A 23,818-nucleotide genomic window follows, 5' to 3' on the forward strand; every position below is an offset into this window, starting at 1 on the left:
ATTTAAATTTGATAACACATATTAAAAACAGGCTAAATTCGGTGCAAAATAGCCTGAAATTTGAAAATTTACTTCTGTTTTAACAAGATTTATAAAAAATAAAAATTAAATTTTAGGTATGGCTTTCATTAAAGTTTTTGTAAATTCATTCTTAGGCGAGCTAAAAATCTCATCCACTTCACCGCTTTCAACTATTTTGCCGTGATTCATTACTAAAATTCTGTCCGTTATATGCTCAACTACACCCAAATCATGACTTATAAAGATATAGGTAAGGCCAAATTCATCCTGCAAATCAAGAAGTAAATTTAAAACCTGAGCTTGAATGCTTACATCAAGTGCACTTACAGGTTCGTCGCAGATGATGACTTCCGGACGCAAGATAAGCGAGCGAGCGATTCCGATGCGCTGACGCTGTCCTCCTGAGAATTGATGGGCATAGCGGTGGTACCACTCCTCTTTAAGCCCTACCTTTTTCATGATCTTTAGCACTTCGCCTTTGATCTCGTCCTTGCTTCAATCGGTATTTAGCACTAGCGGCTCTGATATGATTTTTCCTATATTCCAGCGCGGATTTAGGCTGGAATAAGGATCTTGAAAGATCATTTGAACATTTTTTCTAAAATTTTTCAGATCGTTTTTATCAAATTTTGCCTTGTCTTTGTCTTTGTAGATGATATGTCCGCTTGTCGGTTCGTCAATCCCTATTAGAAGTTTTGCAGTGCTTGATTTGCCACAACCGCTTTCGCCGACTATGCCTAAATTTCGCCTTTTCTAAGCTCAAAACTTATGTCATCAACCGCTTTTATAATCTCTTTTTTTAAAATTCCGGTCTTTATCGTGTGGTATTTTTTTAAATTTTTAATCTCAAAAAGGTTCATCTTATCTCTTTTTTAAACTCTAAATAATTGATATTTTCATCGACGAATTCAAGCCTCGTTTTACGCTCGCCCTCTTTTGGGATCGAGCCCATAAGGGCTTTTGTATAGAGTGTTAATTTTAGTAACTTTAGTAACAAATTTACACTATACAAATCAAATATGAATAAAATTGTTTAAATTCTTAAAAAATATCAAATTTACACAAAAAATGAAAATAAATAAATTTGAAGTTTATGTAAGAAATTTTAAATTTATTTTTCTAAAAGTACGATAAATACGAGATTTTATAGGATAATAATTATCAATTAACTACTAAATATGATATGAGAAATTTACGCATAATTTACGTAGCTATCCTATGATTTTATTTAGATTTAAAATTTAATGAGGAGGAAATATGAACAAATCAAGACGTAATTTCTTGAAGGCTTCCACGGCAACCGGTTTTTTAGCTATGACTTATGCTCCCGGCACTTTGGGTGCGGTCGGCGCTAAAGCATTGGAAGGCGGAGAGAGGGTAGCTTATAGTTTTTGCGAGATGTGTTCGACTCGCTGTCCTATCGAAGCTAAAGTGGTGGACGGCAAAAACATCTTTATACAAGGAAACGGTAAAGTTAGCGGAACTGCGACTTCGGTTTGCGCAAGAGGCGGCGCGGGACACGATCAACTATACGATCCGCAAAGACTTGTAAAGCCTCTCATTAGAGTAGGTGAGCGCGGTGAAAATAAATGGCGTGAGGCAAGCTGGGACGAAGCTCTTGATCTTGTGGCTAAAAAAATGCTTGAGATCAAAGAAAAATATGGTCCTGAGAGCTTTGTATTTACCGCAAAATCAAGCCAAACTCATAAACTTATGACAACTTTTGCAAGCGCATACGGCTCTCCAAACTGCTTCTCTCACTTTTCCTGTTGCCCTATAACATATCAAATGGTATGTCAGCACATGTATGGCGATGCTAAGCTAAAAAGAGACTTTGGAAACGCAAAATATATCGTAAATTTCGGTCACAACCTCTTTGAAGGTATCGTTATATCAGATACTAAAAAAGTTGCGAAAATGGCTGAAAAAGACGATACTAAACTCTTAGTTCTTGAACCAAGATTTAGCGTTATAGCCGCTAAAGCCGATGAGTGGCTTCCTGTAAAACCGGGAACAGACTTAGCGTTTGTACTAGCGCTTATTCATACATGGATTAAAAACGGAACTTACGATAAAGAGTTTATAGAGAAATTTACAATAGGATTTGATAAAGTCGTAGAAAGCACTAAAGATACAACTCCTGAGTGGCAAGAGAAAATTACCGGAATTCCTGCTAAAACGGTTGAGAGAATCGCGGGTGAAATTTGGAAAGCCGCTCCAAAAGTAATCATTGACTTTGGTCATAAAACAACAACCGCAAAGGCTGAATACATCCGCACAAGAGCTATCATGGTTGCAAATGCGATGATGGGCAACTGGGAGAAAAAGGGCGGAATTTTCGGTGGCAAAAATGCCAAAAAATACAACTCTTTAGCAGGAGAAGAGCTAATACCTGGCATTACAAACCCTGATGCGGCTATAAAAGTTCCAAAAACTCCAAGACTTGATGCAGCTGGCGAAGATGGAAGAAATAAATTCGTAGGCAGAAGCCACGGCGTTTTGATGGAAATTCCTGATGCCATAATGAGCGAAAAGCCATATCCTATAAAAGGCTGGTTTAATATCAGATTTAACCACATGATAAACGTTGCAGGAACGGACAAAACGATAGAAAGCCTTAAAAAGCTTGACTTTATAGTAAGCTCTGATGTTTATATGAACGACTTTTCAATCTATGCAGACGTTATCTTGCCTGAAAGCACATATCTTGAAAGAGATGAGGGAATTGAAGATAAGTCAAGCCAAAAACCTGCGTATATGATAAGAAATAAAGTAATTGATCCTGTAGGCGATACAAAAAATGGCTATGATATCTTTAGAGAGCTTGCAAGACGCATGAAAATAGATGAAAAATATACAAACAACACTATGGATGAATGGAGAATGCAGCAAGTTAAAGGTAACGCCGAGCTACTAGCGCAACTTGCAAAAGACGGATATGTGACTTGGAAAGTGCCTGGAATTTTATTCAGAGAAAAAGACAGCGTTAAAAATTTTGTTAAGAAATTCCCTCATGCAGAGAAATTTGTAGGTGAAAACGGACTTATGGATTCTCAAGTGAAATTTAAAACAGAGAGCGGAAAAATCGAGCTGTTTAGTGAAAAAGTTGATGCGCAATTTCCTACTTACGGCTGTTTAGGAAATATGGAAGATAACGTTAAAGATATGGATGTTTACGCAGGACATGAGCTTGCTATCATGACAGGAAAAACTCCTATTCATACTAACGGTCACACTCAAAACGTTCCTTTCTTGAATGATTTAATGAGTGAATCTCCTGTGTGGATAAATCCAAAAACAGCTAAAAAATATGGTGTAAAAACAGGCGATAAAGTCTTTTTGCAAAATAAATTTTCAAAAGATAAAGCAACTATATTTGTAACCGAAGGCATTAGAGAAGATACATTATTCTTGTATCATGGATTTGGACACGTGTCTGCAGGTCTTAAACGAACGGACGGAATGGGAACAAACCAAAGTAAGCTTCTAAATCCTGAAGCGGGTCCGGTGTGCTCTACGATGGTTACAAACGTCGGCGTTGATATAGTTAAAGCTTAAGGGAGAGTGAGATGAAAAAAGCATATAGAATGGTTCATAACGAAAACCTTTGTATAGGTTGCCAAGCTTGTTCGGTAGCTTGTAGAAGTGAAAATAAAGTTCCAAACGGAGTTTATAGACTTCAAGTTCATGCAAAAATGAGCGGAACGTTTCCAAATTTAAAGACGGATTTTATAAGAAACAGTTGCGTTATGTGCGAAGATAGCCCTTGTGTAGACGTATGTCCTACGGGAGCTAGCTTTAAGACAGAAGATGGATTAACTTTAATGGATCACAGCACCTGCGTAAGCTGTAAATACTGCATTCTTGCTTGTCCTTACGATGCAAGATACGTTGAGCCGGGTACCGGTGAAGTGGGTAAATGTACGTTTTGTTTTGAAACAAGAGTAAGTAAAGGCGAACAACCTGCTTGCGTTACCGTATGTCCTGCAGACGCGCTTGCATTCGGCGATCTAAATGATCCAAATAGCGAAGTTAGCAAAATTTTAAACGATAAGGCTCACTACTATCCAAAAGCCGAGCTTAAAACTAGACCAAAACTGGCTATGATAGCAAACCGCAAAGGAGGAAGCCATGAATAATATGTGGGGAAGCGTAGCTCAATATCACGAAATTTACTGGCCGTGGCCGATTGCGGTCTATCTGTTTTTAGCGGGTCTTTCAGCGGGCTCTATGATGGTTGCGCTTTTAGTTAAGTGGAACTATCACAAACAAGAAAACGATACCATTTGGGACGCGATGGTAAAAGCGGGCGCCATAGTAGCTCCCGTAACTATCTGCGTGGGCCTAGCTTTGCTTGTACTTGATCTTGGTAAGCCGCTTAGTTTTTATTGGATTTTGATTAAGTATAACTTTGGCTCTGTTATGTCAATAGGTGTTGCATTGCTACTTATCTATACGCCGTTTGCGTTTTTGTTTGCGATAATTATCTTTGAAAAAGAGATAGAAAAATACGCTATATTTTCGCTATTACGTCCTGTATCAAGAGTAATACGTTCATTTGCACCTCTTGCTAAAACCATTGAAACGATACTATTTTTAATGGCGATAGGAGTTGGAATTTACACAGGCTTCTTACTAAGTGCGGTTTATAAACTTCCGCTTTGGAATACGCCTATACTTCCGATCTTATTCCTAACTTCAGGATTTAGCTCAGGCGTAGCGGCAAATATTTTAGTAGGAATGACATGCTTTAAGCACCTAATCAATAAAGAAAATGTAAAATACTTGCTTGTGCTGGATTTGCGAGCGGTTTTATTTGAGATACCTTTGATAGCGATTCTTTTCCTAGGTCTTCATTTTGAAGGCGGAGCAAGTGCTGTAGTGGCTAAGCAAGCTCTTACTACCGGACATTACGCTATGATATTTTGGATAGGGGTTGTAGGCATAGGACTTGTTACTCCGATAATTATCGCAGCTACCGCACTTAAAAATCACGCTTACAGAGTCGGCTACATCGTAGTAAACTCATTGGTTATAATTTGCGGTGTTATCTTGCTTAGATATTATATCGTGTATGCGGGACAAGTCTTTACAGGAGCTTAATAGAAGTGAGAATCCTACTTTTAGAGGATGATTTTAATTATAGAGAGAGCGTCTCGGAGTATCTTCAGGGCTTAGGCTATGAGGTTGACGAGGCGCCCGACGGGCAGGTGGCTTGCGACAAAATCGCTAATAACTTCTACCACCTGCTCATACTTGATATCAAAGTTCCGCATATAAGCGGACATGAAGTTATAAAATACGCAAAAGACATCGGTCTTGAAACTCCCATTATGATAACCACTTCGCTTGTAGATATAAACGATATGGCAGTAGGCTATGAGCTTGGCTGCAATGAATATCTAAAAAAGCCTTTTGAGCTAGCCGAACTGAAATTTAGAGTAAATGAGCTTATGCGTAAATATCACGGAACGGATGATAAAAATTTGCTCGCGATAGAGAGTGGATTTGTTTTTGATTTTATTAAAAAGCAGCTTAAATTCGAAAGCAATGTGATTGATATCAGCGCAAAAGAGATAATGCTTATAGAGTGCTTGCTGTATCACAAAAACAGCTTCGTTTCTCTTGAAACTCTGCGCGCGGAAGTTTGGGGCGATAAAGATGTAGATCCTGCGGATGTTCGTATGCACGTGCGTAAAATTCGTCAAAAAACCAAGGCTGATTTCATAGTTTCATCTCGTGGGCTTGGTTATAAGATTAATGTTAAAAAGCCTTAAAATCCCTATTTTCGCCACCTTGGCGATCATGACTCTTTTTTTGTTTCAAAGCTATGAGATCATAAATTTAAGCATGAAAGACGAATACTCTAAAAATATCTTTGAGCTTATGGAGTATGAGGGCGAAATTCGCCAAAATTTAGAAAAAAACGAAGCTATTCCTTCATCGTTAATATATCGATACGCGATATTTGATCTGAGAGAAAAAAAGATCGTTTCAAATTTGGATATCACGCCAAAAAATCTAAAATTCATCACCAAAGAGGAAAACGGCTATCTCTTTTATAAAAGCTACCTTAAGATAAAAGATGAAATTTACTATCTTGTAATATCCAAAAAACAAAACAGTGCAAGGATATTTTTCATAGCTACGCTAATGCTCGTGTTTATATTAATAGTTGTTTTTTTCACTCTTTATCTGTCTTTTGTAAGTAGTATAAAGCCCTATAAAGACGCTAAAAAATATATGAACAGCTTTTTTAATGACGCCATGCACGAGCTTAAAACCCCGCTTGGAGTAGTCGGCATAAATTTAGAAATGCTTAATATCGACAACAAATACACGGCTAGAATGCGCTCGGCCTTAAAGCAGATGCAAATAACCTATGAAGATGTCGAGTATTACATAAAACACAGCTACATACTTTTTCCGCCCGAAATTTTAAATTTCAGCGAATTTTGTCTTGAAAGAGCGCGCTATATGCGAGGCTTTGCCATGTCAAAAAACATTAAAATTTACGACTTTATAGAGCCTGATCTAAAAATTTTTATGAGTAAGATAGAAGCGGGCAGGATAGTGGATAATAACCTTAGTAACGCGGTTAAATATAGCTCTCCGGGAAGCGTTATAAACGTAACTTTAAAGCTTGAAGACGATTGGATTATATTTGAAGTGGAGGATTTTGGCGAAGGGATAAAAGATACGAATAAAATTTGGAAACGCTACGTTAGAGACGAGGGAGTTCAGGGAGGCTTTGGGCTTGGGTTAAATATCGTCCAAAGTATCTGTGTGAAAAATAGCGTCGGCTATAGCGTAACTTCAGAGCTGGGTAAGGGCAGCAAATTTACTTATAAATTCACTCCTTACTCAAAACATCTGCTTGATTAGTTTTTAAACCAGATGTTTAATTTCGATAAATTTCTCTCTTTTTGATTTGAGTTAAAGTATATCACGAAGTAGCCTATGCGCTTGTTTTGAGAATCAAGCATGGGCTTTATAGCGAAGTTGTGATTGTCAAATTTGTAAAATTGATTATCTTTAAAATCAATGTCTTTTAGTATCGGCAAGACGTTTAAATTCGCATACTCTTTATTTATAAGATGGTAGTTTTGGATTATGCCACTTTCTTCTGTCTGGTAAGGCGAGCTTGAGGACTTATCAAGCAGCACAAAGAGATCAACTCCTTGATCTAGAAAAAATTCGCTCAGATGTCCAAAATCAAGCAAGACTTCAACGCTTCCTAAAATTTTATTATCTTTAAAAACCGGCGCAACTGATCTTATAAGAGCTCCGGCTCTACCTATCTCTATGCCTGCCACGACTCCTTTTTTAGCCTCTTTTAGCATAAAGCGAAAGCTTGAAAGATTGTCGTTATATATAGGTATCCAACTTCTAGCAAAGCTCTTTAGCTCGGGCGTATGAAGGTGAAATCTGACGTTTTTAAATGTCGGCACTTTTTCAAGCATATGAGTAAAATCGTGCAGAGTATGCATGCAGTGAGTTCTATTATCTTCCAAAAAGCACTTTTTGATATTTTCACTTTCTGATAGAAGCACCGCAACCGTCATTGCCGAGAGCTTTTCTTCTTCTATGTTTTTGTTTAGAATTTGCGTTTGAAAGTCAAGAAATTTTTTGATATTTTCTATTTCAACCTCTTTTTCATACTCTATCCAATAAAATATCAAAAAGCACATCAAAGCAAATGCGGCTAGCGCGGTTATGAAGGCGAATTTTTTATTCATTTTTTAGCTTTCTTGTTAAAATTTCGCAAAATTCGCTAAAGCTTGGCAAATCCAGCTTGCCTTCACGTTGTTTTTTGCCCCACATCGGCTCCGGGAAAAAGCTATCGGTTTGAAATCTCGCCATAACGTGTAGATGAACTCTCGGGACGTAGTTTGCAAAGCTTGCGATATTTATCTTTTTGGGTTTATAAAACTCTATCATTGTTTTTTCGGCTATGAGTAGCGCTTCAAATAGCCTGCTTCTAGTTCTTTCATCACAGTCGCTAAGCTCCACAAAAGGAGTTTTAGTAAAAATTTTAATCCAAGGAATTTCGCTCTCTTCACGCTCTATAAATATAAAATCATCTTGATATATCATGGCTAAGCCTTTGTTTGCTAATTAGGTTTTATTTTATGTTTATTTGGCTAAGAAAAGGGTTAAAATTTGCAGAATTGAATTTTAATCTTTTAAAACCTATACTTACTAAAAAGGAATAACTATGAAGACGGCAATTGTGATTTACGATAAGATTAATTTATTAAGTTTCGCTCAAATTTGGCAGATGTTTTCGGCTGATTTAAGAAGTAACGTGAAAATTTGCGCTTTTAAAAGCGAGATAGTAGATGAGCATGGACTTAAAATTTCGCCTGAAATTTACGGTGAAAGCCTTTACGGGTATGATTGCGTGATAGTGCCTGACGGCATGGGCGCGCTTGGACTTAGATACGATGAGATATTTTTAAGCTGGATTAAAAGCGCATCAAGCGCAAGGCATAAAATAGCCTTTGATTTAGGAGCTCTCATCTACGCAGGAGCGGGATTTTTAGAAGGCAAAAAGGCTTGCGTAAGAGCAGGGTATAAAAATGCGCTTAAAGAATACTGCGAATTCGATCCATCGCCCGTGTGTATCAGCGATGATATTATTACCGTTTGCAGCTTTGGCGCAGAATTTGACGTAAATGTTTGCACGATGGAAAATCTAAAAACATTGAAAGGAATTTTAAATTTATGAAATATTTTATTTTTCTTGTATTTTTAACGGCGGTGGTTTTTGGCGGCGAACTTGCGGAGCTTAGTAACGAATGTAAGAGCGGAAACGACGAAATTTGCAAAAAATTATCTAACGCACTTAAAAAACTTGATGTCGCTTGTAACACAGGCGGCAAAGAAAATGCGCTTAATTGCGCCGGACTTGGCTATTTTTACGAGTTTGATAAAGAATTTACAAAAGCCGTGCGCTATTACGATAAAGCTTGCAAGCTGGGCGAAGATAAAGCATGCGTATATCTTGGGCTGCTTTATCAAAGCGGACAGGGCGCGCCGCAAGATCATAAAAAAGCCAACAAGCTTTTCGCTCACGCTTGCGAGCGAAACATCGGCGAAGGGTGTGCGAGCTTGGGATACAGCTACGGCAAATCTCTTGGCGTTTATCGCGACGATAAAAAGTTGCACGAGTTACTTGTTAAGGCTTGCGAACTAGGCGAGGAGACGGCGTGCTATAATCTTGGCTTAAGTTATATTTTCGGCGACGGCGCTAAAAAGGATTTAGCTAAAGCCGCGCAGATGTTTCAGGTCTCTTGCGGGCGCGGACATACGGACTCTTGCGCCGAACTTGGAACTTCTTATTTTTACGGCAAAGGAGTGGAAAAAGACTACGCTAAAGCCGCGCAGCTTTTTATAACCGCTTGCTCGGGCGCAAATGCTTTGGCTTGCGCAAATTTAGCCTTTGCTTACGAAAAGGGTCTAGGCGTAGAAAAGAATAAAAATTCAGCCAAAGAGCTTTATGATATGGGTTGCAAGCTGGGTGAATTTAGCGCGTGCGAGCATCTTAAAAATTTACGCTAAGACTTAAATTTGCGTCGCAAGTTAAGCTACGTATGGCAAATTAAAAACTAAATTCGCCATACGTAACTAGCCTAAAAACCAAAATTTAGCGCTTAAAATCATAAATTTCAATTTTTACGCCGTGTTTTTCGCTAAGCTCTTTAACGATATCTTTTAGCTTATCCTCGTCAAAACATATCATGTCGATATATGCGTGATGCGTTCCCGTCGCGCCTCCGATAAGCTCAAATACTTCGCTAAAGCTTTGCAACTCATCTTCTATCTCGCCTCTTATATCAAACCCGCGCTGCGTATCTCCGCCGTTATCTATGGCTAAAAAGCAAAATTTTATCCCCAGCTCGTAAGCTTCGTTATAAATTTCGCGTTCGGAAGATAGGTATTCGTTTATTAAATTTACAAGGCAAGTGTTTCCAACGATAACATCATCTCGTATCCCGTCCGAATTTGGCGTCATCTCATAAACGGTAAAATTTTTAAGCGGTTCATTGCTTGCCTTTTGCCCAAATTTTTCACTTACGAATTTATGCAGCTCATAAAGCTTCATGCCACCCTCTTTAGGCTCGTTTAGGATGTTTATCTCGCCTACTATATTTATGACCGCAGTTTCGCCGATGGTGTTATCAAGCAGGATAAAAAGCAGGGTGTAGGCTTTGTTTTCATCATCTTTAGCAAGGGCTGCTAAATTTTCGTTATAGACCTCTATATCTAAGATATTTTCGCCAATGTTCGTCCATACAAGCGTATCCGCCGCGCTTACGTCGATGTCATACATCTGTATAGCCGCACCCGTCATATCCGCAGGCGGTTTGCCAAGTGTGCATATCATCTTGCTTTCAAGCTCTTTTGGCATTTGGTTCTTGATGAAATTTAGCCATAAAAGCCTATGCTTCATACCTTCAGGAGTTAGCACTAAATCAGGCTTGCCGTCTTTTAGCCCAACCATATAATAAGGCTCCGCAAGGCAAATTTTAAGTTTTTCTTCGACCTTTTGCCTAGCCACTTCATATTCTTTAGCGTCTAAATCAGCCTTTATATCGCTAATTATTTCGCCAAATTCGCTCCAAAATTTGACTACTCTATCCGCAAAAGTAGAGTCTTTTTTACCAAAATTAAATAAACTCATGAAAGCTCCTTGAAATTTAAAAATTTAACGAGATTATATCGTTTTTTTTTTTTTGAAATTTTGATTTTACAAAATAAATAAAAGCGGTAGTTTTATGAGGACGGTTTAAATCACGCCTAATGAAGAGTTTAAATTTCGTAAAAGCAAGGAGAGCTAAGTTGCAAATTTACGTGCATTGATAGCAGCTGCTTAGGATTTGGCAGTTTTGGCAAATTTGCACGTAAAGCGAGCCTTCGCCGTCTATGAACTCGCCGATTGGAATTTGCATTAAATGCTTCATAATCTCGCCGCACTCATGGCATTTTAGATACTCGCTATCTTGCACCCAGCTTGGATAGCCGCCTATGGTTATATCAAGCTCATCAAAGCTTGCGTAAAAGCGCGCTACCTCTTTTATCTTAAATTTCATCTTTCTTAGCTTATTAAAATCAACATCTTGCATATAGTTGTAAATTTCGAAATTCGGGCTTTCAAGGTTTTTAAAGCTAACCGAGCCGTCCGCGTGATTTTTGCAGTAGTAGTTTATGTTGTAATAAGCGCAGTTTGGGCAGCATCTTAGCCTTAAGTCCTGTGTTAAATTTAAGAATTTAAATTTCTCTTCACTAGCTTTGATATGAACTAGATCAATGATTTCACAACCGCAAAATTCGCAAATTTGCTCTTCTTTGGGCTTTGCAAAAATTTGCAGTCCGTCTTGCCCGTCTTTTGAAATTTCTAAAGCCAAGCACTTGTCAAAAACAAGACTTTTTCTAACTGCGTTTTCATCAAAGCTCCAGCCGCCGATTTTGGCATACAAGCTAGGGTCTGCGTAAAGCTTTTTGCGCCACGTCTTTGGGTTTTTCTCAAGCTCGTAAAATGCCTTTAGCGTTATCTCATCACCTTGCATAGCAAGTGCACATAAGATGTGGTTTGCTATGTTTTTATTGTCACCTTCAAGCTTGTTAAGATGAGCTAAAAGCTCATCTCTTATCTCACTTTTAGCGTTAAAGTAAATTTCGCTCGGATAGTAAATTCGCTCTTTTATCGCAGCTTTTGCTATTTTATCATCACTGATTCGCCCCGTCGCAAACAGCCCCCAAAAATTCTTATAAACCTCTTCAAATTTTTCCATCTCGCCGATTTTACTTGCTATATCAGCGATCATATCATCTACTTCGTTTTGGCTTAAATTTAAAAAATACTCTCTACTTTGCCTTTGTTTGCAGCTATAACAAATTCCGTCAAAATATATAGTCTTTTCTTGGCATTTCGGGCACAGACGAGCTTTGTTTGACATGGCTATTTTTACTCGACCGTTACGCTTTTAGCCAAATTTCTTGGCATATCCACGTCATTTCCAAGCCTAACCGCGATCTCAAGAGCAAAAATTTGAAGAATTATCATCATCTCAAAAAACTCGCTCATAGGATGAGTCTGCTTGCTTGTTTTGATAAAATCATCGCTTAATTCAAACTCCTCAGGACTTATAACTAGTATATAAGCGTCTCTTGCGGCAAGTTCTTCTACGTTGCTTTTGCTCTTTTCATAAAGAGTAGTTTTTGGAAGCAGGGCGATCGTAAATAGCTTTTCATCTGCAAGCGCGATAGGTCCGTGCTTCATATCGCCGGCAGGATAGCCTTCTGCGTGCAGATAACTTATCTCTTTTAGCTTAAGTGCGCCCTCAAGTGCAAGCGGATAAAAGATATCCCTGCCGATAAAGAAAAATCCGTGTCCGTGCAGGTAATGCTTAGAAAGCCTACGAATTTTTTCTTGTAAATCATCTTTGATATTTAAAATTTGCGGTATATGAAGCAGGGCTTTTATCTCGTCTTTTAGCATATTTTTATCTATAGTTCGTCTAATTTGCGCAATTTGCAAGCAGAGCAGCCAAAGAGTGATGACTTGCGTTGCAAAGGCTTTTGTGCTGGCAACTCCCTTTTCTATGCCTGCGCGAGTTAGTATCGCGGTGTCGGCAAGTCGGACGATAGAGGAGTTATCGACATTGCAGATAGCTATAGTCTTAAGTCCTGCATTTTTGGCTATCTTTAGCGCTTCAAGAGTGTCTGCGGTTTCGCCGCTTTGAGAGATGACGATAAATAACGAGCTTTTATTTAAAATCGGCTCTCGGTAACGAAATTCGCTTGCTATTTCAACTTTAGCGCGAATTTTTGCGATGCGCTCATATAAGTAGCTTGCAGCAAGCGCGGCGTGATAGCTCGTACCGCAAGCGCAAAATATGATGTCGCTAATACCTTCTAAAAAGCCCTCTTGAAGCTCCTCGAGTTTTACCTGCTCGTCTTTAATTCGCCCCATTAATGTTTCGGTAACGACGCTGCTTTGCTCGTAAATTTCTTTCTCCATAAAGAATTTATACCCTTCTTTTTGAGCGTAAGCCTTATCTTGAGGCAGTTTTACGAAGGATAAATTTAACTTGCTATCGTTTTTAAAGATATTTATGTCATTAAGCCTTGCATAGCCATACATCCCGTCTTCAAGATAGATAGCCTCGTCTGAAATGCCTATAAGAGCCGCATCTGATGAGCCGAAAAATACTTCGCCGTCTTTGTCTTTGCTGATTATTAAAGGCACCGCGTTTTTAGCGAAAAATATCTTATTTGGCTCAAGCTTGGTTATTAAAAGTGTCGCATAAGCTCCTTCAAGGCGTGCTATAGTAGCCTTATAAGCTTCAAAAACATCTTTTTTCTCTTTTAAAATTTCTTCAAATAGATGAACTATCACCTCCGTATCGGTTTGGCTTAGGAATTTAACTCCTTTTGCCTCAAGCTCGTCTTTTATCTCTTTATAGTTTTCTATGATGCCGTTGTGAATCACGAAAGAGTGCTCGCCGATATGCGGGTGTGCATTTATCTCCGTAGGCTTTCCGTGTGTCGCCCAGCGCGTGTGTCCGATAGCCAGACCAAAGCCGCTTGAGCTAAAATTTTCGCACTTTTGGACTAAATTTTCAAGCTTGCCTACGGCCTTAAAATAAGATATGTCATCATTGCTCATTACCGCTATTCCCGCAGAGTCATAGCCTCTATATTCAAGCTCTTTTAAGCCGCCTAAAATTATATTTTTTTTCTCTTGATTTCCTATGTATCCTACGATTCCACACATTTTTACTCACTTATTAGTAGATTTAAAATTTTATTTTCATTATACGGCGCGACGTCTGACTTCTCTATTAAAAATAGATTTCGCGTGCGATTTTTGATAGTTTGAATTCTTGCGCTTGCGATTTTTATACCCAAATTTTCAAAAACCATCATCACGTAAGCCATAAGTCCGCGCTGATCTTTTGCGTTTATGCAAAGTTTAGCGTAATCTTTTGAATGATTAGTATCAAAACTAAGCTCCTCTTTTAGTATTGTCGGCTTTGAAACATTGATTTTGTTATTGCTTTCAAGCGAAAGCGTGATCAAATTTCTAACGCTTTCAAGCTCGCTTGTGCGAACATTTTTATTAAATTCAAGCCTTATATAAAATTTGTCGTCAAACAGTTCAAAAATTTCCATATATGCAAGATCTAAATGTGCTAAATTTGAAAGCGCTAAAGCCAAATTAGGATGAGATTTTATAATAATCTTAAGGCTAAAATTTTGATGATTTTGCGTAAATACGTTCAGTTCGTTTGAAGACTGCGCTAAATTTGCGATATTTATGATATCTGAAGGCTGATACTTGATAAAGAGCAAATTTGAAGGGATGGAAAATATCTTATCTTTTAAATTTTCGCTAAGTTTTACAAATTCCGGATTTCGCCTTATGCTATGCTCTTTTTTAACCCTTCTTGTCGCTTCATCAAGCAAATTTTCATCCTCAAAACTCTCAAGCGAGATGAGATAAAATTCTTTCAAAAGTCTTGCTATGTAAGGATTATAAAGCTTCTCGCTGGTTGCGTTTATCACGCAGTAAGTAAGGATATAAAGCAGCTTTAGGGTCTGCTTGTCGTTTAGCTTTGATATGAAGCTAAAAATAGTTCGCTGATTGTAGATGTCTTCGCGGTTTGCCGTATCGCTCATAAGAGTATGGTATCTAACCAGCGTTACGCCTATATTTACGGCTTTTGCGCTTAAATTTAGCTTCATTGCGTAGGCTCTAAATATATTTGCTCCCGTTATACTGTGATCTCCTGCCAAGCCCTTGCCCACATCGTGCAGAAGAGCAACCAGCTTTAGCATAGTTTTTCCCTCTACGCAAAGCTCGTCGTATAGGGATTTTATGAATTTATCTTTTATGTTTTCAAGGAATTTAAGGCTAGTTACGCAGTGCTCATCGACGCTAAATTTATGATATCCGTCAAATACCGCAAGGTGTCTTGTGTGCTCCATCGGCTTTACGATAGTTAGCAAAATTCCAGCGTCAAGCAACGCTTTTATTATGCAGTGGCTGTTGTTTTTCTGCAAAAGTTTTTTGAAATTTGCAAGCGTTTTTTCGCTTTCGCCTTTTTTTGCGACCGCGCGTTTTATGTAAAAGATAGCGCTTATGTCAAATTTATAATCCATATCTCCAAGCTCAAGAAGCTCTAAAAGAAGTGAATTTAAGCTTGTAGGGCGCTTTTTGAGCGGAGTGTAAACGGTATTTTCGATTCTATAAAATCCATTTTTAAGTCTTGCCGTTTTTAGCTCGTTAAAGCTTGCTTGGCTAGTGAAATTTGAGCGGTAAAACGAGCTTGTAAGATATCTTGCGTAAATACCCACCGTATGCATACAGCTAAGCAGTTTTTGAGAGATGATGCTAGTTGTTTCTTGCGTTTTTTTGGATTTTGTCTGCATCAAAGCCGTTATCTGACTTAAATTTTGCGAACTAAAATGATCTGAGTTTAAGAGTAAATTTTGAGCCGATTTTATGCAAAGTATAAAATCAATTGCCAAATTTAAAGAGCTAAGCTCCTTTTCGTCGATAAATTTAAGCATCTGTGAGCGCAGGCTTATCTCGTTTTCAAAGCCGTTTAGCGCGCAAGTCAGATAATAAATTTCATCGCTTCCGCCAAAATCCGATTTTAAATTCGGCTCTTGATTAAGGTTTTTTATCTCGTTAAACGCGCCAAAAATTTTCATATAGTGTTTTAAGTTTTCTTGCCTGTCATGCTCTCTTGCTACGTAAATTTCAGCCCTTGCGAGCTTATACATATATTTCGAGCCTGCTATGAAGCGAATTTTGCTAAGTGCGGCTTTGGCTTTGAAGTCGTTTTTAAAATTTTTTATTATCTCGCCGACTTCTGCCGTTTTGATATTTAAATTTAGTCCGCATTCGCTAAGAGCTTTTAAAACGAGCTTTAAGATTTGCTTTACGTTAAATCCGCTTGAATTTTTATAGACTACTAAAATTTCAAGCACGGAGTTAAGGCTTACTAAATTTTGAGCGTATTTTTCAGTTGCGATTATGCAGATGGGAATTCTGTCAAGATCTGGCAGGAAGTCATCAAAAATTTCATTTAAAACGGCATTTAAGCAGAGCTTTATGAGCTCATCGCTCTCTTTTGAGATGAAATTTACAAAGCCTTTTCCTTGTAGTTTTTTAAGCTCTTGTTTTAAATTTATCTCGTAATTTTTAAATCTCTCTTTTAGCTCTAAAAAGTCTATTTTTTCCTTCTTTAAAGCCGTTTTTTGCATACGCGCCTTTCTGAAATTTTCATAAATCATACTAAAATTTTGCAAAAACAAAGCTTTTTTTACCTATAATCGCTCTATTATTTCCAAAAAACGGACAGAGTAAAATTGACAAATTTGATTGAAAAATTACAAAGCGGCGATAGACTTTCTCGCAAAGAGTGTTTAAAGCTTTATGAGCTTGATCTCTTTACTTTGGGTAAATTCGCTAATATCAAACGCAAGCAAATGCACGGCAAGAAGATTTTTTTTAACGTTAATCGCCACATAAATCCAACCAATATCTGCGCTGACGTGTGCAAATTTTGCGCTTTTTCTTCGCATAGGAAAAATCCAAATCCTTACACGATGAGTCACGATGAAATTATGGCAGATGTCGCTACCAGCGTAAAAAACGGAGCCAAAGAGATACATATAGTCTCGGCGCACAACCCCCATACAAGCTGGCAGTGGTATCTTGAAATTTTTAGAAAAATTAAGCAAAGCTATCCTGACTTGCACGTCAAAGCGCTAACTGCGGCGGAGGTTGATTTCTTATCTCGTCATCACGGCTTAAGCTATGAAGAAGTAGTAGAAAAGATGGTCGAATACAGTGTAGATAGTATGCCCGGAGGCGGAGCCGAGATATTTGACGAAGAAATTCGGGCTAAAATTTGCAAAGGCAAAGTAAGTAGCGAAAACTGGCTTAAAATTCATAAAATTTGGCATGAAAAAGGAAGGCTGAGTAACGCCACAATGCTTTTTGGTCATGTGGAAAACGAAGCTCACAGGATCGATCATATGCTTAGAATTCGCGACTTGCAAGATATCACAAAAGGCTTTAACGCCTTTATCCCGCTTGTCTATCAGCGTGATAATAACTTTATAAAAGTTAGCAAATTTATAGGCTCGGTTGAAATTTTAAAAACTATGGCTATATCGCGTCTTGTGCTTGATAATGTGCCTCACATAAAGGCTTATTGGGCTACTTCTACGATAAATTTGGCGATGGTTGCGCAAGAATTTGGCGCAGACGATCTTGACGGCACTATCCAAAAAGAGAGCATTCAAAGCGCAGCAGGCGCAAAAAGTGCAAGAGGAATGGATATGAAAAGCTTTATAGAGCTTATAAAAAGCTCAGGTTTTATTCCTGTAGAGCGCGATAGTCTTTATAACGAGTTAAAAATTTATTGAAAGAGGAGAAAGAATGGATTATTTTAAGCTAAAGGAGCACGGCACTAGCGTTAAACAAGAGCTAAATGCCGGACTTACGACGTTTTTAACGATGATGTATATCGTGCCCGTAAACGCTATCATTATGAGTCAAGCTGGTATGCCTATGGACGCGCTTATAACGGCAACTGCGCTTATAACGTTTTTTGCAACTGCGCTTAACGGAATTTGGGCGAATACTCCTGTTGCAATGAGCGTTGGAATGGGATTAAACGCTTATTTTACCTTCGGTCTTGTAATCGGCATGAAGATTCCTTGGCAGACTGCGCTTGGAGTGGTCTTTATCTCGGGTATTATATTTTTAGCGCTCTCTTTTACTAATTTTAGAATTTGGGTTATAAAATCAATCCCTATCGATCTTCGCCGAGCTATAAGTGCGGGTATAGGCGTATTTATAAGCTTCATCGGACTTCAGCAAATGGGCATAGTCGTAAATAACGATGCCGTGCTCGTAGGACTTGGAAATTTAAAAGATACAAATGTAATGCTAGGCCTTATAGGACTGCTTTTTGTTATCGCATTTTGGGCTTGGAGAGTAAAAGGGGCTTTCATCCTTGCCATACTATCCACCTCCATAATCGCATGGGTTTTTAAAATCGCACCTTATCCGAAAGAATTTTTCTCAGAACCCGCATCCATCACGCCTATATTTTTAGAGCTTGATATAGCAAGCGCATTTTCTCTTGCTCTTTTACCTGTTATCATTACATTTTTTGTAACCGATCTTTTTGACTCGGTAGGAACGCTTGCTGGAGTGGGAAATAGAGCGGGGATATTTGATGAGCATAGCGATGAAGGCATAAAGAGGCTTGAAAAGACTCTTGAAGCCGATGCCGTAGCTACAGTAGTGGGGTCTTTGGTGGGAACTAGTACCACAACTTCGTTCGTAGAGAGTGCAAGCGGTGTGGAAGAGGGCGGCAGAACAGGTCTTACTGCGGTATTTTGCGGACTTTTGTTTGTGCTTACTATTTTTATGCTTCCTCTTTTTAAAGCCATCCCTTCAAATGCAGTGTATCCCGTGCTTGTAATGGTTGGCGTGCTTATGTTTAGCGAGCTTGCGCATGTGAATTTCAAAGATCCCGCCATAAGCGTTGCCGCGTTTTTGATAGTAGTTATTATGCCACTTACTTACTCGATTACCAATGGACTTTCTTGCGGATTTTTGGCGTATTTGATAGTTAGGCTTTTAAGAAAAGAGTTTGAGCATATAAATATCGGCGTAATCGTCCTTGCGCTTATTAGTTTTATAGTATTTTGGGTTCAATAAAAGGAGAGAGTATGATTTATTATCCGTATGAAGAATTTGAAAAAGATGTAAGAGAGCTTGCTAAGGAGATAAGAAGCGAATTTGATCCGGAAGTGATTTTGGCTATAGCTAGAGGAGGGCTTACTTTGGGGCACTCGCTTGCGGTTGCACTTAACAAACGAAACCTCTTTACGCTAAATTCGATTCACTATGAAGAGACGAAAAAGCTTGATACTATCGATATATTTAACGTACCTGATTTGACTAACTATACTAAAATTTTGCTGGTGGATGATATTATCGACACCGGAGAGAGTATGGTTGAGATTAAGCGTGAGCTTTTAAAAATGTATCCGCATCTTGATATCAAGATAGCGGCTGTATTTTACAAGCAAAAAGCTTTGATATTGCCTGAATTTAAGGTAAAAGAAGCTCACGAATGGGTTGAGTTTTTCTGGGATATCCATATATAAATTTATAAAGCAAACGATGCAAAAGCAATCCATACTAAGCTCTGAGACGTTTTTGATATTTTTTATATGTTTTATAGACGTGCTTTTTTTGACGTATGGAATTTCAACGCTTAGCATAAGCTACTACGAGGCTGAAATTTTTTATAATACAGATCAAATTTCAGCCCTTCTTGCAAAAATTTCAACTGGAATTTTCGGGCAAAACGACTATGCCCTAAGGCTTCCTTTTGTGATCTGCCATCTTATAAGCGTTGCTTTGCTTTATAAGGTTTCAAAATCTATTTTAAAACGTAAATTTGATAGAGTTATAAGTGTAGCGATGTTTATATTATTGCCGGGAGTCTTGGCTTCGGCGATCTTGGTAAATGACGCTGGCATCGTTATAATGCTAACTTTGCTTGCTTTGTATTTTTATCAAAATAGGCAAATTTTAGCTTTTTATCTTCTTTTACTCGCTCTTTCTTTTATAAGCGGATCGTTTTTAGTATTTTTCTTGTCGCTTTTTATTTTTGGAATTTTTAGAAGAGACGCTAGACTAGCTTGGATTTGTGCGATTTTATTTGGACTTTGTTTTTATCTGCACGGCTTTGAAACAGGAGGTAAGCCAAGGGGGTATTTTTTAGATACAGTTAGCGTATTTGCAGCTGTTTTTTCACCTTTTGTATTTTTTTATTTTGTATATGCTATCTATAGAATTTGGATTAAAGAGCAAAAGAGCTTGCTTTGGTTTGTTGTCGTTACGTCATTTTGTCTTTGTATAGTTTTATCTTCAAGACAGCGCCTTGAACTTGAAAATTTTTTACCTTTTTGCGTGATATCAACCCCTTTGGTGGTGAGAGTTTTTTTTAGTTCTTATAGGGTTAGATTGCCTTTGTTTAGGAGATTTTATAAAATTTTAGCCACATTTACAATTATTTCTTTGGTTGCTAGCTTTTCCTTTGCGCTATTTAATGAAATTTTTTATAAATTTTTAGAAAATCCAAAAAAACACTTTGCCTACAAATATCATATGGCAAAAGAGCTGGCTGAAGAACTTAAAAAAATAGGAGTAGATAAAATTTATACTGACGACGAAAAGTTGGCGCTTAGACTTAAATTCTATGGGATTGAAAACGGTAAAGATAAACTTATAAATTTAGATATAAAAGAAAAATATGCTAATATAACCATCGAAAAATTTAATAAGCCGATAGCTAAATTTAACTATATCAAAGAGAGATAAAAATGCTTAAAAAAGCCTTTACTATGATTGAACTTGTGGTTGTTATTGTTGTTATAGGAATTTTAGCTGCGATGGCTATACCAAGACTTGAGCGCGATAATCTTGCCGAAGCCGTCGATCAGATCGTCTCTCATATAAGATACACTCAACACCTTGCCATGCAGGATAATAAATTTGTAAATAATGACAATAACTGGCATAGAAGACGTTGGAGTATATTTTTTAGTAATGCAAATGTATGCAACGAAGGAAATTCTTGGAGGTATAATATATATTTTGATAATGACAACGTCACCGCTGGAACTTTTTCAGGTGGTCCAAATTCCGAAAATGAAATTGCAAGAGACCCTCAATACCAAGACAAATTTATGAGCGCTGGATGGGCAGGGGCATCTAATGCTCAATGTAGAAATATGAGCAGTAAATACGATATAGGAAGAAGATTTGGCGTAACTAATGTCGCATTAGGAGGTATTTGTCAAGGAGATCCTAAGAATCCTTCCTTGACTATATCGTTTGATGAATTTGGAAGACCGATGCAAGAAGCAAGTATTGCAGCATCTAGACCATATCAAAGAATAGTAAGAAGTGGTCAAGTATGTACTATTGCTATTACTGCATCAGGAAAAAATGCGATTATTAATCTAGCTCCGGAAACAGGATTTATTTCTATAACATACCTATAAAATTAGTACAGTATATCTTTAAAAAAGTTTTTCAGAAATTGTGTAATATAAGTATTATATTATTTATGTTTTTTTGAGTAAAATTTCTAAATTTTTAAAATTTTACTTCCAAAACCCCATCGTTTCCACATTTTTTAACCTCCCTTTAAGCTTTGCTCTTATATAATTCCAGCTCACGAATTAAGAAACCACCTTTAACTTCTTCTTTCAAGTTAATAAAGCTTTTTCTTTTTTATCGTTGTTCTCTAACTTAACACTGTTAAACTAATTAGTCAATCTTTGAAATCTAAACAAGTGATCGATTGAGCCAATTTACTTTCAGGCTTTCTTCGGAAAGTAGTTAGTAAATAAAACTAATTAATATAAATAAAAATTAAAAGTTTTTTGATTAAAAACTTCATATAAATTATATGGAGAGTTTGATCCTGGCTCAGAGTGAACGCTGGCGGCGTGCCTAATACATGCAAGTCGAACGGAGATTAAAGTAAGCTTGCTTATTTTAATCTTAGTGGCGCACGGGTGAGTAATGTATAGCTAATCTGCCCTACACTAGAGGACAACAGTTGGAAACGACTGCTAATACTCTATACTCCTTCTTTACATAAGTTAAGTCGGGAAAGTTTTTCGGTGTAGGATGAGGCTATATCGTATCAGCTAGTTGGTGAGGTAATGGCTCACCAAGGCTATGACGCGTAACTGGTCTGAGAGGATGATCAGTCACACTGGAACTGAGACACGGTCCAGACTCCTACGGGAGGCAGCAGTAGGGAATATTGCTCAATGGGGGAAACCCTGAAGCAGCAACGCCGCGTGGAGGATGACACTTTTCGGAGCGTAAACTCCTTTTCTTGGGAAAGAATTATGACGGTACCCAAGGAATAAGCACCGGCTAACTCCGTGCCAGCAGCCGCGGTAATACGGAGGGTGCAAGCGTTACTCGGAATCACTGGGCGTAAAGGACGCGTAGGCGGATTATCAAGTCTTGAGTGAAATCTAACGGCTTAACCGTTAAACTGCTTGGGAAACTGATAATCTAGAGTAAGGGAGAGGCAGATGGAATTCTTGGTGTAGGGGTAAAATCCGTAGAGATCAAGAAGAATACCCATTGCGAAGGCGATCTGCTGGAACTTAACTGACGCTAATGCGTGAAAGCGTGGGGAGCAAACAGGATTAGATACCCTGGTAGTCCACGCCCTAAACGATGTATACTAGTTGTTGCCAAGCTAGTCTTGGCAGTAATGCACCTAACGGATTAAGTATACCGCCTGGGGAGTACGGTCGCAAGATTAAAACTCAAAGGAATAGACGGGGACCCGCACAAGCGGTGGAGCATGTGGTTTAATTCGAAGATACGCGAAGAACCTTACCCGGACTTGATATCTAACAAATCATCTAGAGATAGAAGAGTGTCTGCTTGCAGAAATGTTAAGACAGGTGCTGCACGGCTGTCGTCAGCTCGTGTCGTGAGATGTTGGGTTAAGTCCCGCAACGAGCGCAACCCACGTATTTAGTTGCTAACGGTTAGGCCGAGCACTCTAAATAGACTGCCTTCGTAAGGAGGAGGAAGGTGTGGACGACGTCAAGTCATCATGGCCCTTATGTCCGGGGCGACACACGTGCTACAATGGCATATACAATGAGACGCAATATCGCGAGATGGAGCAAATCTATAAAATATGTCCCAGTTCGGATTGGAGTCTGCAACTCGACTCCATGAAGCCGGAATCGCTAGTAATCGTAGATCAGCCATGCTACGGTGAATACGTTCCCGGGTCTTGTACTCACCGCCCGTCACACCATGGGAGTTGATTTCACTCGAAGCCCAAATACCAAACCGGTTATGGTCCACAGTGGAATCAGCGACTGGGGTGAAGTCGTAACAAGGTAACCGTAGGAGAACCTGCGGTTGGATCACCTCCTTTCTAGAGTACAATGAATATTCTCTCACAAGATATTCATCAAAGGAAAATTTAGATTAGCCTTTTAAACTAATCTACTCAATCATCCTTGTTTAGTTTTGAAAGATTGATATTGAAGCTAATTGGGGAATTAGCTCAGCTGGGAGAGCGCCTGCTTTGCACGCAGGAGGTCAGCGGTTCGATCCCGCTATTCTCCACCAAATACATTAGGGCCTATAGCTCAGCTGGTTAGAGTGCACCCCTGATAAGGGTGAGGTCACAAGTTCAAGTCTTGTTAGGCCCACCATTAATTAGTAAATAAATTAGTTTAACTACAAAAGATTTTAAACATCAAAGTTTAAATCAAGTATTCTAAAATGAATATTTGCTTTAGACTTTGAATTATAGCCTATCTACTAATAAATACGGCAACGCTTAAAGCGTTGGTGTGCTTTAGGTGGGTGCAGGGAGTGAAACTCCTGCTCGGAGCAAGAGCTTTGCTCTTGCGAGAAGTCTAAAACGTTCTTTTATTTATCATTGTTAAGAGTCACAAGCAAGTTTTAAATAAAACAATTTTACAGGACTTGTTAAAGATTTAAATATCTTATCTCTTGAATATAATCAGTATTCAGAAGTTTAACGTCACAAGATATCTAGAGTTAAAACTTATCTATATATCAGTTAATGCTTTCCGTCTTGGGGATGAGAGTTTAAATTTAGTAATAAACTTAAATTTGCTTCATATATTCATATATGATTTTAAATTTTTGTTATTTATATTA

Annotated in this window: 18 protein-coding genes, 2 tRNA genes, 1 rRNA gene and 2 pseudogenes; 15 read left to right on the forward strand and 8 right to left on the reverse strand. The window is 38.2% G+C overall.

What is annotated here, in order from left to right; genetic code table 11:
* Nucleotides 1-105: 105 nt before the first annotated feature.
* Together CORI_RS03110 and CORI_RS10675 are read right to left on the reverse strand one after the other, a co-directional pair.
* A pseudogene (locus CORI_RS03110) lies at nucleotides 106-881 on the reverse strand (ATP-binding cassette domain-containing protein).
* Nucleotides 878-988: pseudogene (locus CORI_RS10675) on the reverse strand (ABC transporter ATP-binding protein); the annotation flags it as partial. The pseudogenes CORI_RS03110 and CORI_RS10675, both read right to left, overlap by 4 nt.
* Nucleotides 989-1,278: 290 nt before the next feature.
* On the opposite strand from CORI_RS10675, the gene phsA reads away from it, so the two are divergent.
* The 5 genes from phsA to CORI_RS03140 are packed head-to-tail and all read left to right on the forward strand — an operon-like array spanning nucleotide 1,279 to nucleotide 6,906.
* Nucleotides 1,279-3,579, forward strand: a complete 2,301-nt coding sequence (gene phsA / locus CORI_RS03120; RefSeq protein WP_173030776.1) for a thiosulfate reductase PhsA — start codon at nucleotides 1,279-1,281, stop codon at nucleotides 3,577-3,579.
* A gap of 11 nt (nucleotides 3,580-3,590) precedes the next feature.
* Complete coding sequence (locus tag CORI_RS03125) at nucleotides 3,591-4,160, forward strand: 4Fe-4S dicluster domain-containing protein (protein WP_173030777.1); 570 nt, start codon at nucleotides 3,591-3,593, stop codon at nucleotides 4,158-4,160.
* Entirely contained in the window at nucleotides 4,153-5,124 is a 972-nt protein-coding gene (gene nrfD, locus CORI_RS03130; RefSeq protein WP_169940288.1) for an NrfD/PsrC family molybdoenzyme membrane anchor subunit, read from the forward strand. Before CORI_RS03125 ends, nrfD begins: the two co-directional genes overlap by 8 nt.
* 5 nt (nucleotides 5,125-5,129) lie before the next feature.
* Complete coding sequence (locus CORI_RS03135) at nucleotides 5,130-5,798, forward strand: response regulator transcription factor (protein ID WP_173030778.1); 669 nt, start codon at nucleotides 5,130-5,132, stop codon at nucleotides 5,796-5,798.
* A 28-nt stretch (nucleotides 5,799-5,826) separates the two neighbouring features.
* Complete coding sequence (locus CORI_RS03140; RefSeq protein ID WP_254064951.1) at nucleotides 5,827-6,906, forward strand: cell wall metabolism sensor histidine kinase WalK; 1,080 nt, start codon at nucleotides 5,827-5,829, stop codon at nucleotides 6,904-6,906.
* Here CORI_RS03140 and CORI_RS03145 read toward each other — a convergent pair.
* Both CORI_RS03145 and CORI_RS03150 read right to left on the reverse strand, forming a co-directional pair.
* Complete coding sequence (locus CORI_RS03145) at nucleotides 6,903-7,760, reverse strand: cache domain-containing protein (protein ID WP_254064952.1); 858 nt, start codon at nucleotides 7,758-7,760, stop codon at nucleotides 6,903-6,905. The two genes, CORI_RS03140 and CORI_RS03145, sit on opposite strands and share 4 nt — an antisense overlap.
* A complete protein-coding gene (locus CORI_RS03150) occupies nucleotides 7,753-8,118 on the reverse strand; it encodes an HIT family protein (RefSeq protein WP_173030779.1) in 366 nt (121 codons plus the stop codon). The genes CORI_RS03145 and CORI_RS03150 overlap by 8 nt, the downstream gene beginning before the upstream one ends.
* A 121-nt stretch (nucleotides 8,119-8,239) precedes the next feature.
* On the opposite strand from CORI_RS03150, the gene CORI_RS03155 reads away from it, so the two are divergent.
* Both CORI_RS03155 and CORI_RS03160 read left to right on the forward strand, forming a co-directional pair.
* Nucleotides 8,240-8,752, forward strand: coding sequence for a DJ-1/PfpI family protein (locus CORI_RS03155; RefSeq protein WP_173030780.1), 513 nt, complete (start codon nucleotides 8,240-8,242; stop codon nucleotides 8,750-8,752).
* A complete protein-coding gene (locus CORI_RS03160) occupies nucleotides 8,749-9,585 on the forward strand; it encodes a tetratricopeptide repeat protein (protein ID WP_173030781.1) in 837 nt (278 codons plus the stop codon). The genes CORI_RS03155 and CORI_RS03160 overlap by 4 nt, the downstream gene beginning before the upstream one ends.
* 85 nt (nucleotides 9,586-9,670) lie before the next feature.
* Here the strand turns inward: CORI_RS03160 and CORI_RS03165 are convergent, their stop codons facing one another.
* The 4 genes from CORI_RS03165 to CORI_RS03180 all read right to left on the reverse strand — a co-directional run bounded on the left by CORI_RS03165 (nucleotide 9,671) and on the right by CORI_RS03180 (nucleotide 16,347).
* Entirely contained in the window at nucleotides 9,671-10,708 is a 1,038-nt protein-coding gene (locus CORI_RS03165) for a hypothetical protein (protein ID WP_173030782.1), read from the reverse strand.
* A 166-nt stretch (nucleotides 10,709-10,874) separates the two neighbouring features.
* On the reverse strand, nucleotides 10,875-11,984 hold the full coding sequence (locus CORI_RS03170; RefSeq protein ID WP_173030783.1) for a cytochrome C: 1,110 nt from the start codon (nucleotides 11,982-11,984) through the stop codon (nucleotides 10,875-10,877).
* An 8-nt stretch (nucleotides 11,985-11,992) separates the two neighbouring features.
* Entirely contained in the window at nucleotides 11,993-13,804 is a 1,812-nt protein-coding gene (gene glmS / locus CORI_RS03175) for a glutamine--fructose-6-phosphate transaminase (isomerizing) (protein ID WP_173030784.1), read from the reverse strand.
* 2 nt (nucleotides 13,805-13,806) lie between these two features.
* Nucleotides 13,807-16,347, reverse strand: coding sequence for an HD domain-containing protein (locus tag CORI_RS03180; protein ID WP_254064953.1), 2,541 nt, complete (start codon nucleotides 16,345-16,347; stop codon nucleotides 13,807-13,809).
* Between the two features lie 60 nt (nucleotides 16,348-16,407).
* Here CORI_RS03180 and mqnE point away from each other — a divergent pair, with 60 nt between their 5' ends.
* The 8 genes from mqnE to CORI_RS03220 all read left to right on the forward strand — a co-directional run bounded on the left by mqnE (nucleotide 16,408) and on the right by CORI_RS03220 (nucleotide 23,343).
* On the forward strand, nucleotides 16,408-17,472 hold the full coding sequence (gene mqnE, locus CORI_RS03185; RefSeq protein WP_173030785.1) for an aminofutalosine synthase MqnE: 1,065 nt from the start codon (nucleotides 16,408-16,410) through the stop codon (nucleotides 17,470-17,472).
* Nucleotides 17,473-17,485: 13 nt separating this feature from the next.
* Nucleotides 17,486-18,778: an NCS2 family permease gene (locus CORI_RS03190; protein ID WP_173030786.1), complete on the forward strand. Its 1,293-nt coding sequence runs from the start codon at nucleotides 17,486-17,488 to the stop codon at nucleotides 18,776-18,778.
* An 11-nt stretch (nucleotides 18,779-18,789) separates the two neighbouring features.
* Nucleotides 18,790-19,230 (forward strand): phosphoribosyltransferase, encoded by a 441-nt coding sequence (locus CORI_RS03195; RefSeq protein WP_172201328.1) that lies wholly within the window; start codon nucleotides 18,790-18,792, stop codon nucleotides 19,228-19,230.
* A gap of 16 nt (nucleotides 19,231-19,246) precedes the next feature.
* A complete protein-coding gene (locus tag CORI_RS03200; RefSeq protein WP_254064954.1) occupies nucleotides 19,247-20,452 on the forward strand; it encodes a glycosyltransferase family 39 protein in 1,206 nt (401 codons plus the stop codon).
* 2 nt (nucleotides 20,453-20,454) lie between these two features.
* On the forward strand, nucleotides 20,455-21,138 hold the full coding sequence (locus tag CORI_RS03205; RefSeq protein WP_173030787.1) for a Tfp pilus assembly protein FimT/FimU: 684 nt from the start codon (nucleotides 20,455-20,457) through the stop codon (nucleotides 21,136-21,138).
* 407 nt (nucleotides 21,139-21,545) lie between these two features.
* Nucleotides 21,546-23,060: ribosomal RNA gene (locus CORI_RS03210) — 16S ribosomal RNA — on the forward strand.
* A 121-nt stretch (nucleotides 23,061-23,181) separates the two neighbouring features.
* A tRNA-Ala gene (locus CORI_RS03215) sits at nucleotides 23,182-23,257 on the forward strand.
* A gap of 9 nt (nucleotides 23,258-23,266) precedes the next feature.
* Nucleotides 23,267-23,343: transfer RNA gene (locus tag CORI_RS03220), tRNA-Ile, on the forward strand.
* Nucleotides 23,344-23,818 lie beyond the last annotated feature (475 nt).

It is taken from the genome of Campylobacter sp. CCUG 57310, assembly GCF_013201975.1.
Lineage (GTDB): Bacteria > Campylobacterota > Campylobacteria > Campylobacterales > Campylobacteraceae > Campylobacter_A > Campylobacter_A canis.

Excerpts from the sequence above, each read along its gene's own strand:
- CORI_RS03155 (WP_173030780.1), top strand. The coding sequence starts at position 8,240 with ATGAAGACGGCAATTGTGATTTACGATAAGATTAATTTATTAAGTTTC.
- CORI_RS03205 (WP_173030787.1), top strand. The coding sequence starts at position 20,455 with ATGCTTAAAAAAGCCTTTACTATGATTGAACTTGTGGTTGTTATTGTT.
- CORI_RS03200 (WP_254064954.1), top strand. The coding sequence starts at position 19,247 with ATGCAAAAGCAATCCATACTAAGCTCTGAGACGTTTTTGATATTTTTT.
- CORI_RS03195 (WP_172201328.1), top strand. The coding sequence starts at position 18,790 with ATGATTTATTATCCGTATGAAGAATTTGAAAAAGATGTAAGAGAGCTT.
- CORI_RS03165 (WP_173030782.1), bottom strand. The coding sequence starts at position 10,708 with ATGAGTTTATTTAATTTTGGTAAAAAAGACTCTACTTTTGCGGATAGA.
- nrfD (WP_169940288.1), top strand. The coding sequence starts at position 4,153 with ATGAATAATATGTGGGGAAGCGTAGCTCAATATCACGAAATTTACTGG.
- CORI_RS03150 (WP_173030779.1), bottom strand. The coding sequence starts at position 8,118 with ATGATATATCAAGATGATTTTATATTTATAGAGCGTGAAGAGAGCGAA.
- CORI_RS03140 (WP_254064951.1), top strand. The coding sequence starts at position 5,827 with ATGACTCTTTTTTTGTTTCAAAGCTATGAGATCATAAATTTAAGCATG.
- CORI_RS03125 (WP_173030777.1), top strand. The coding sequence starts at position 3,591 with ATGAAAAAAGCATATAGAATGGTTCATAACGAAAACCTTTGTATAGGT.
- CORI_RS03145 (WP_254064952.1), bottom strand. The coding sequence starts at position 7,760 with ATGAATAAAAAATTCGCCTTCATAACCGCGCTAGCCGCATTTGCTTTG.
- CORI_RS03160 (WP_173030781.1), top strand. The coding sequence starts at position 8,749 with ATGAAATATTTTATTTTTCTTGTATTTTTAACGGCGGTGGTTTTTGGC.
- CORI_RS03170 (WP_173030783.1), bottom strand. The coding sequence starts at position 11,984 with ATGTCAAACAAAGCTCGTCTGTGCCCGAAATGCCAAGAAAAGACTATA.
- CORI_RS03190 (WP_173030786.1), top strand. The coding sequence starts at position 17,486 with ATGGATTATTTTAAGCTAAAGGAGCACGGCACTAGCGTTAAACAAGAG.
- glmS (WP_173030784.1), bottom strand. The coding sequence starts at position 13,804 with ATGTGTGGAATCGTAGGATACATAGGAAATCAAGAGAAAAAAAATATA.
- phsA (WP_173030776.1), top strand. The coding sequence starts at position 1,279 with ATGAACAAATCAAGACGTAATTTCTTGAAGGCTTCCACGGCAACCGGT.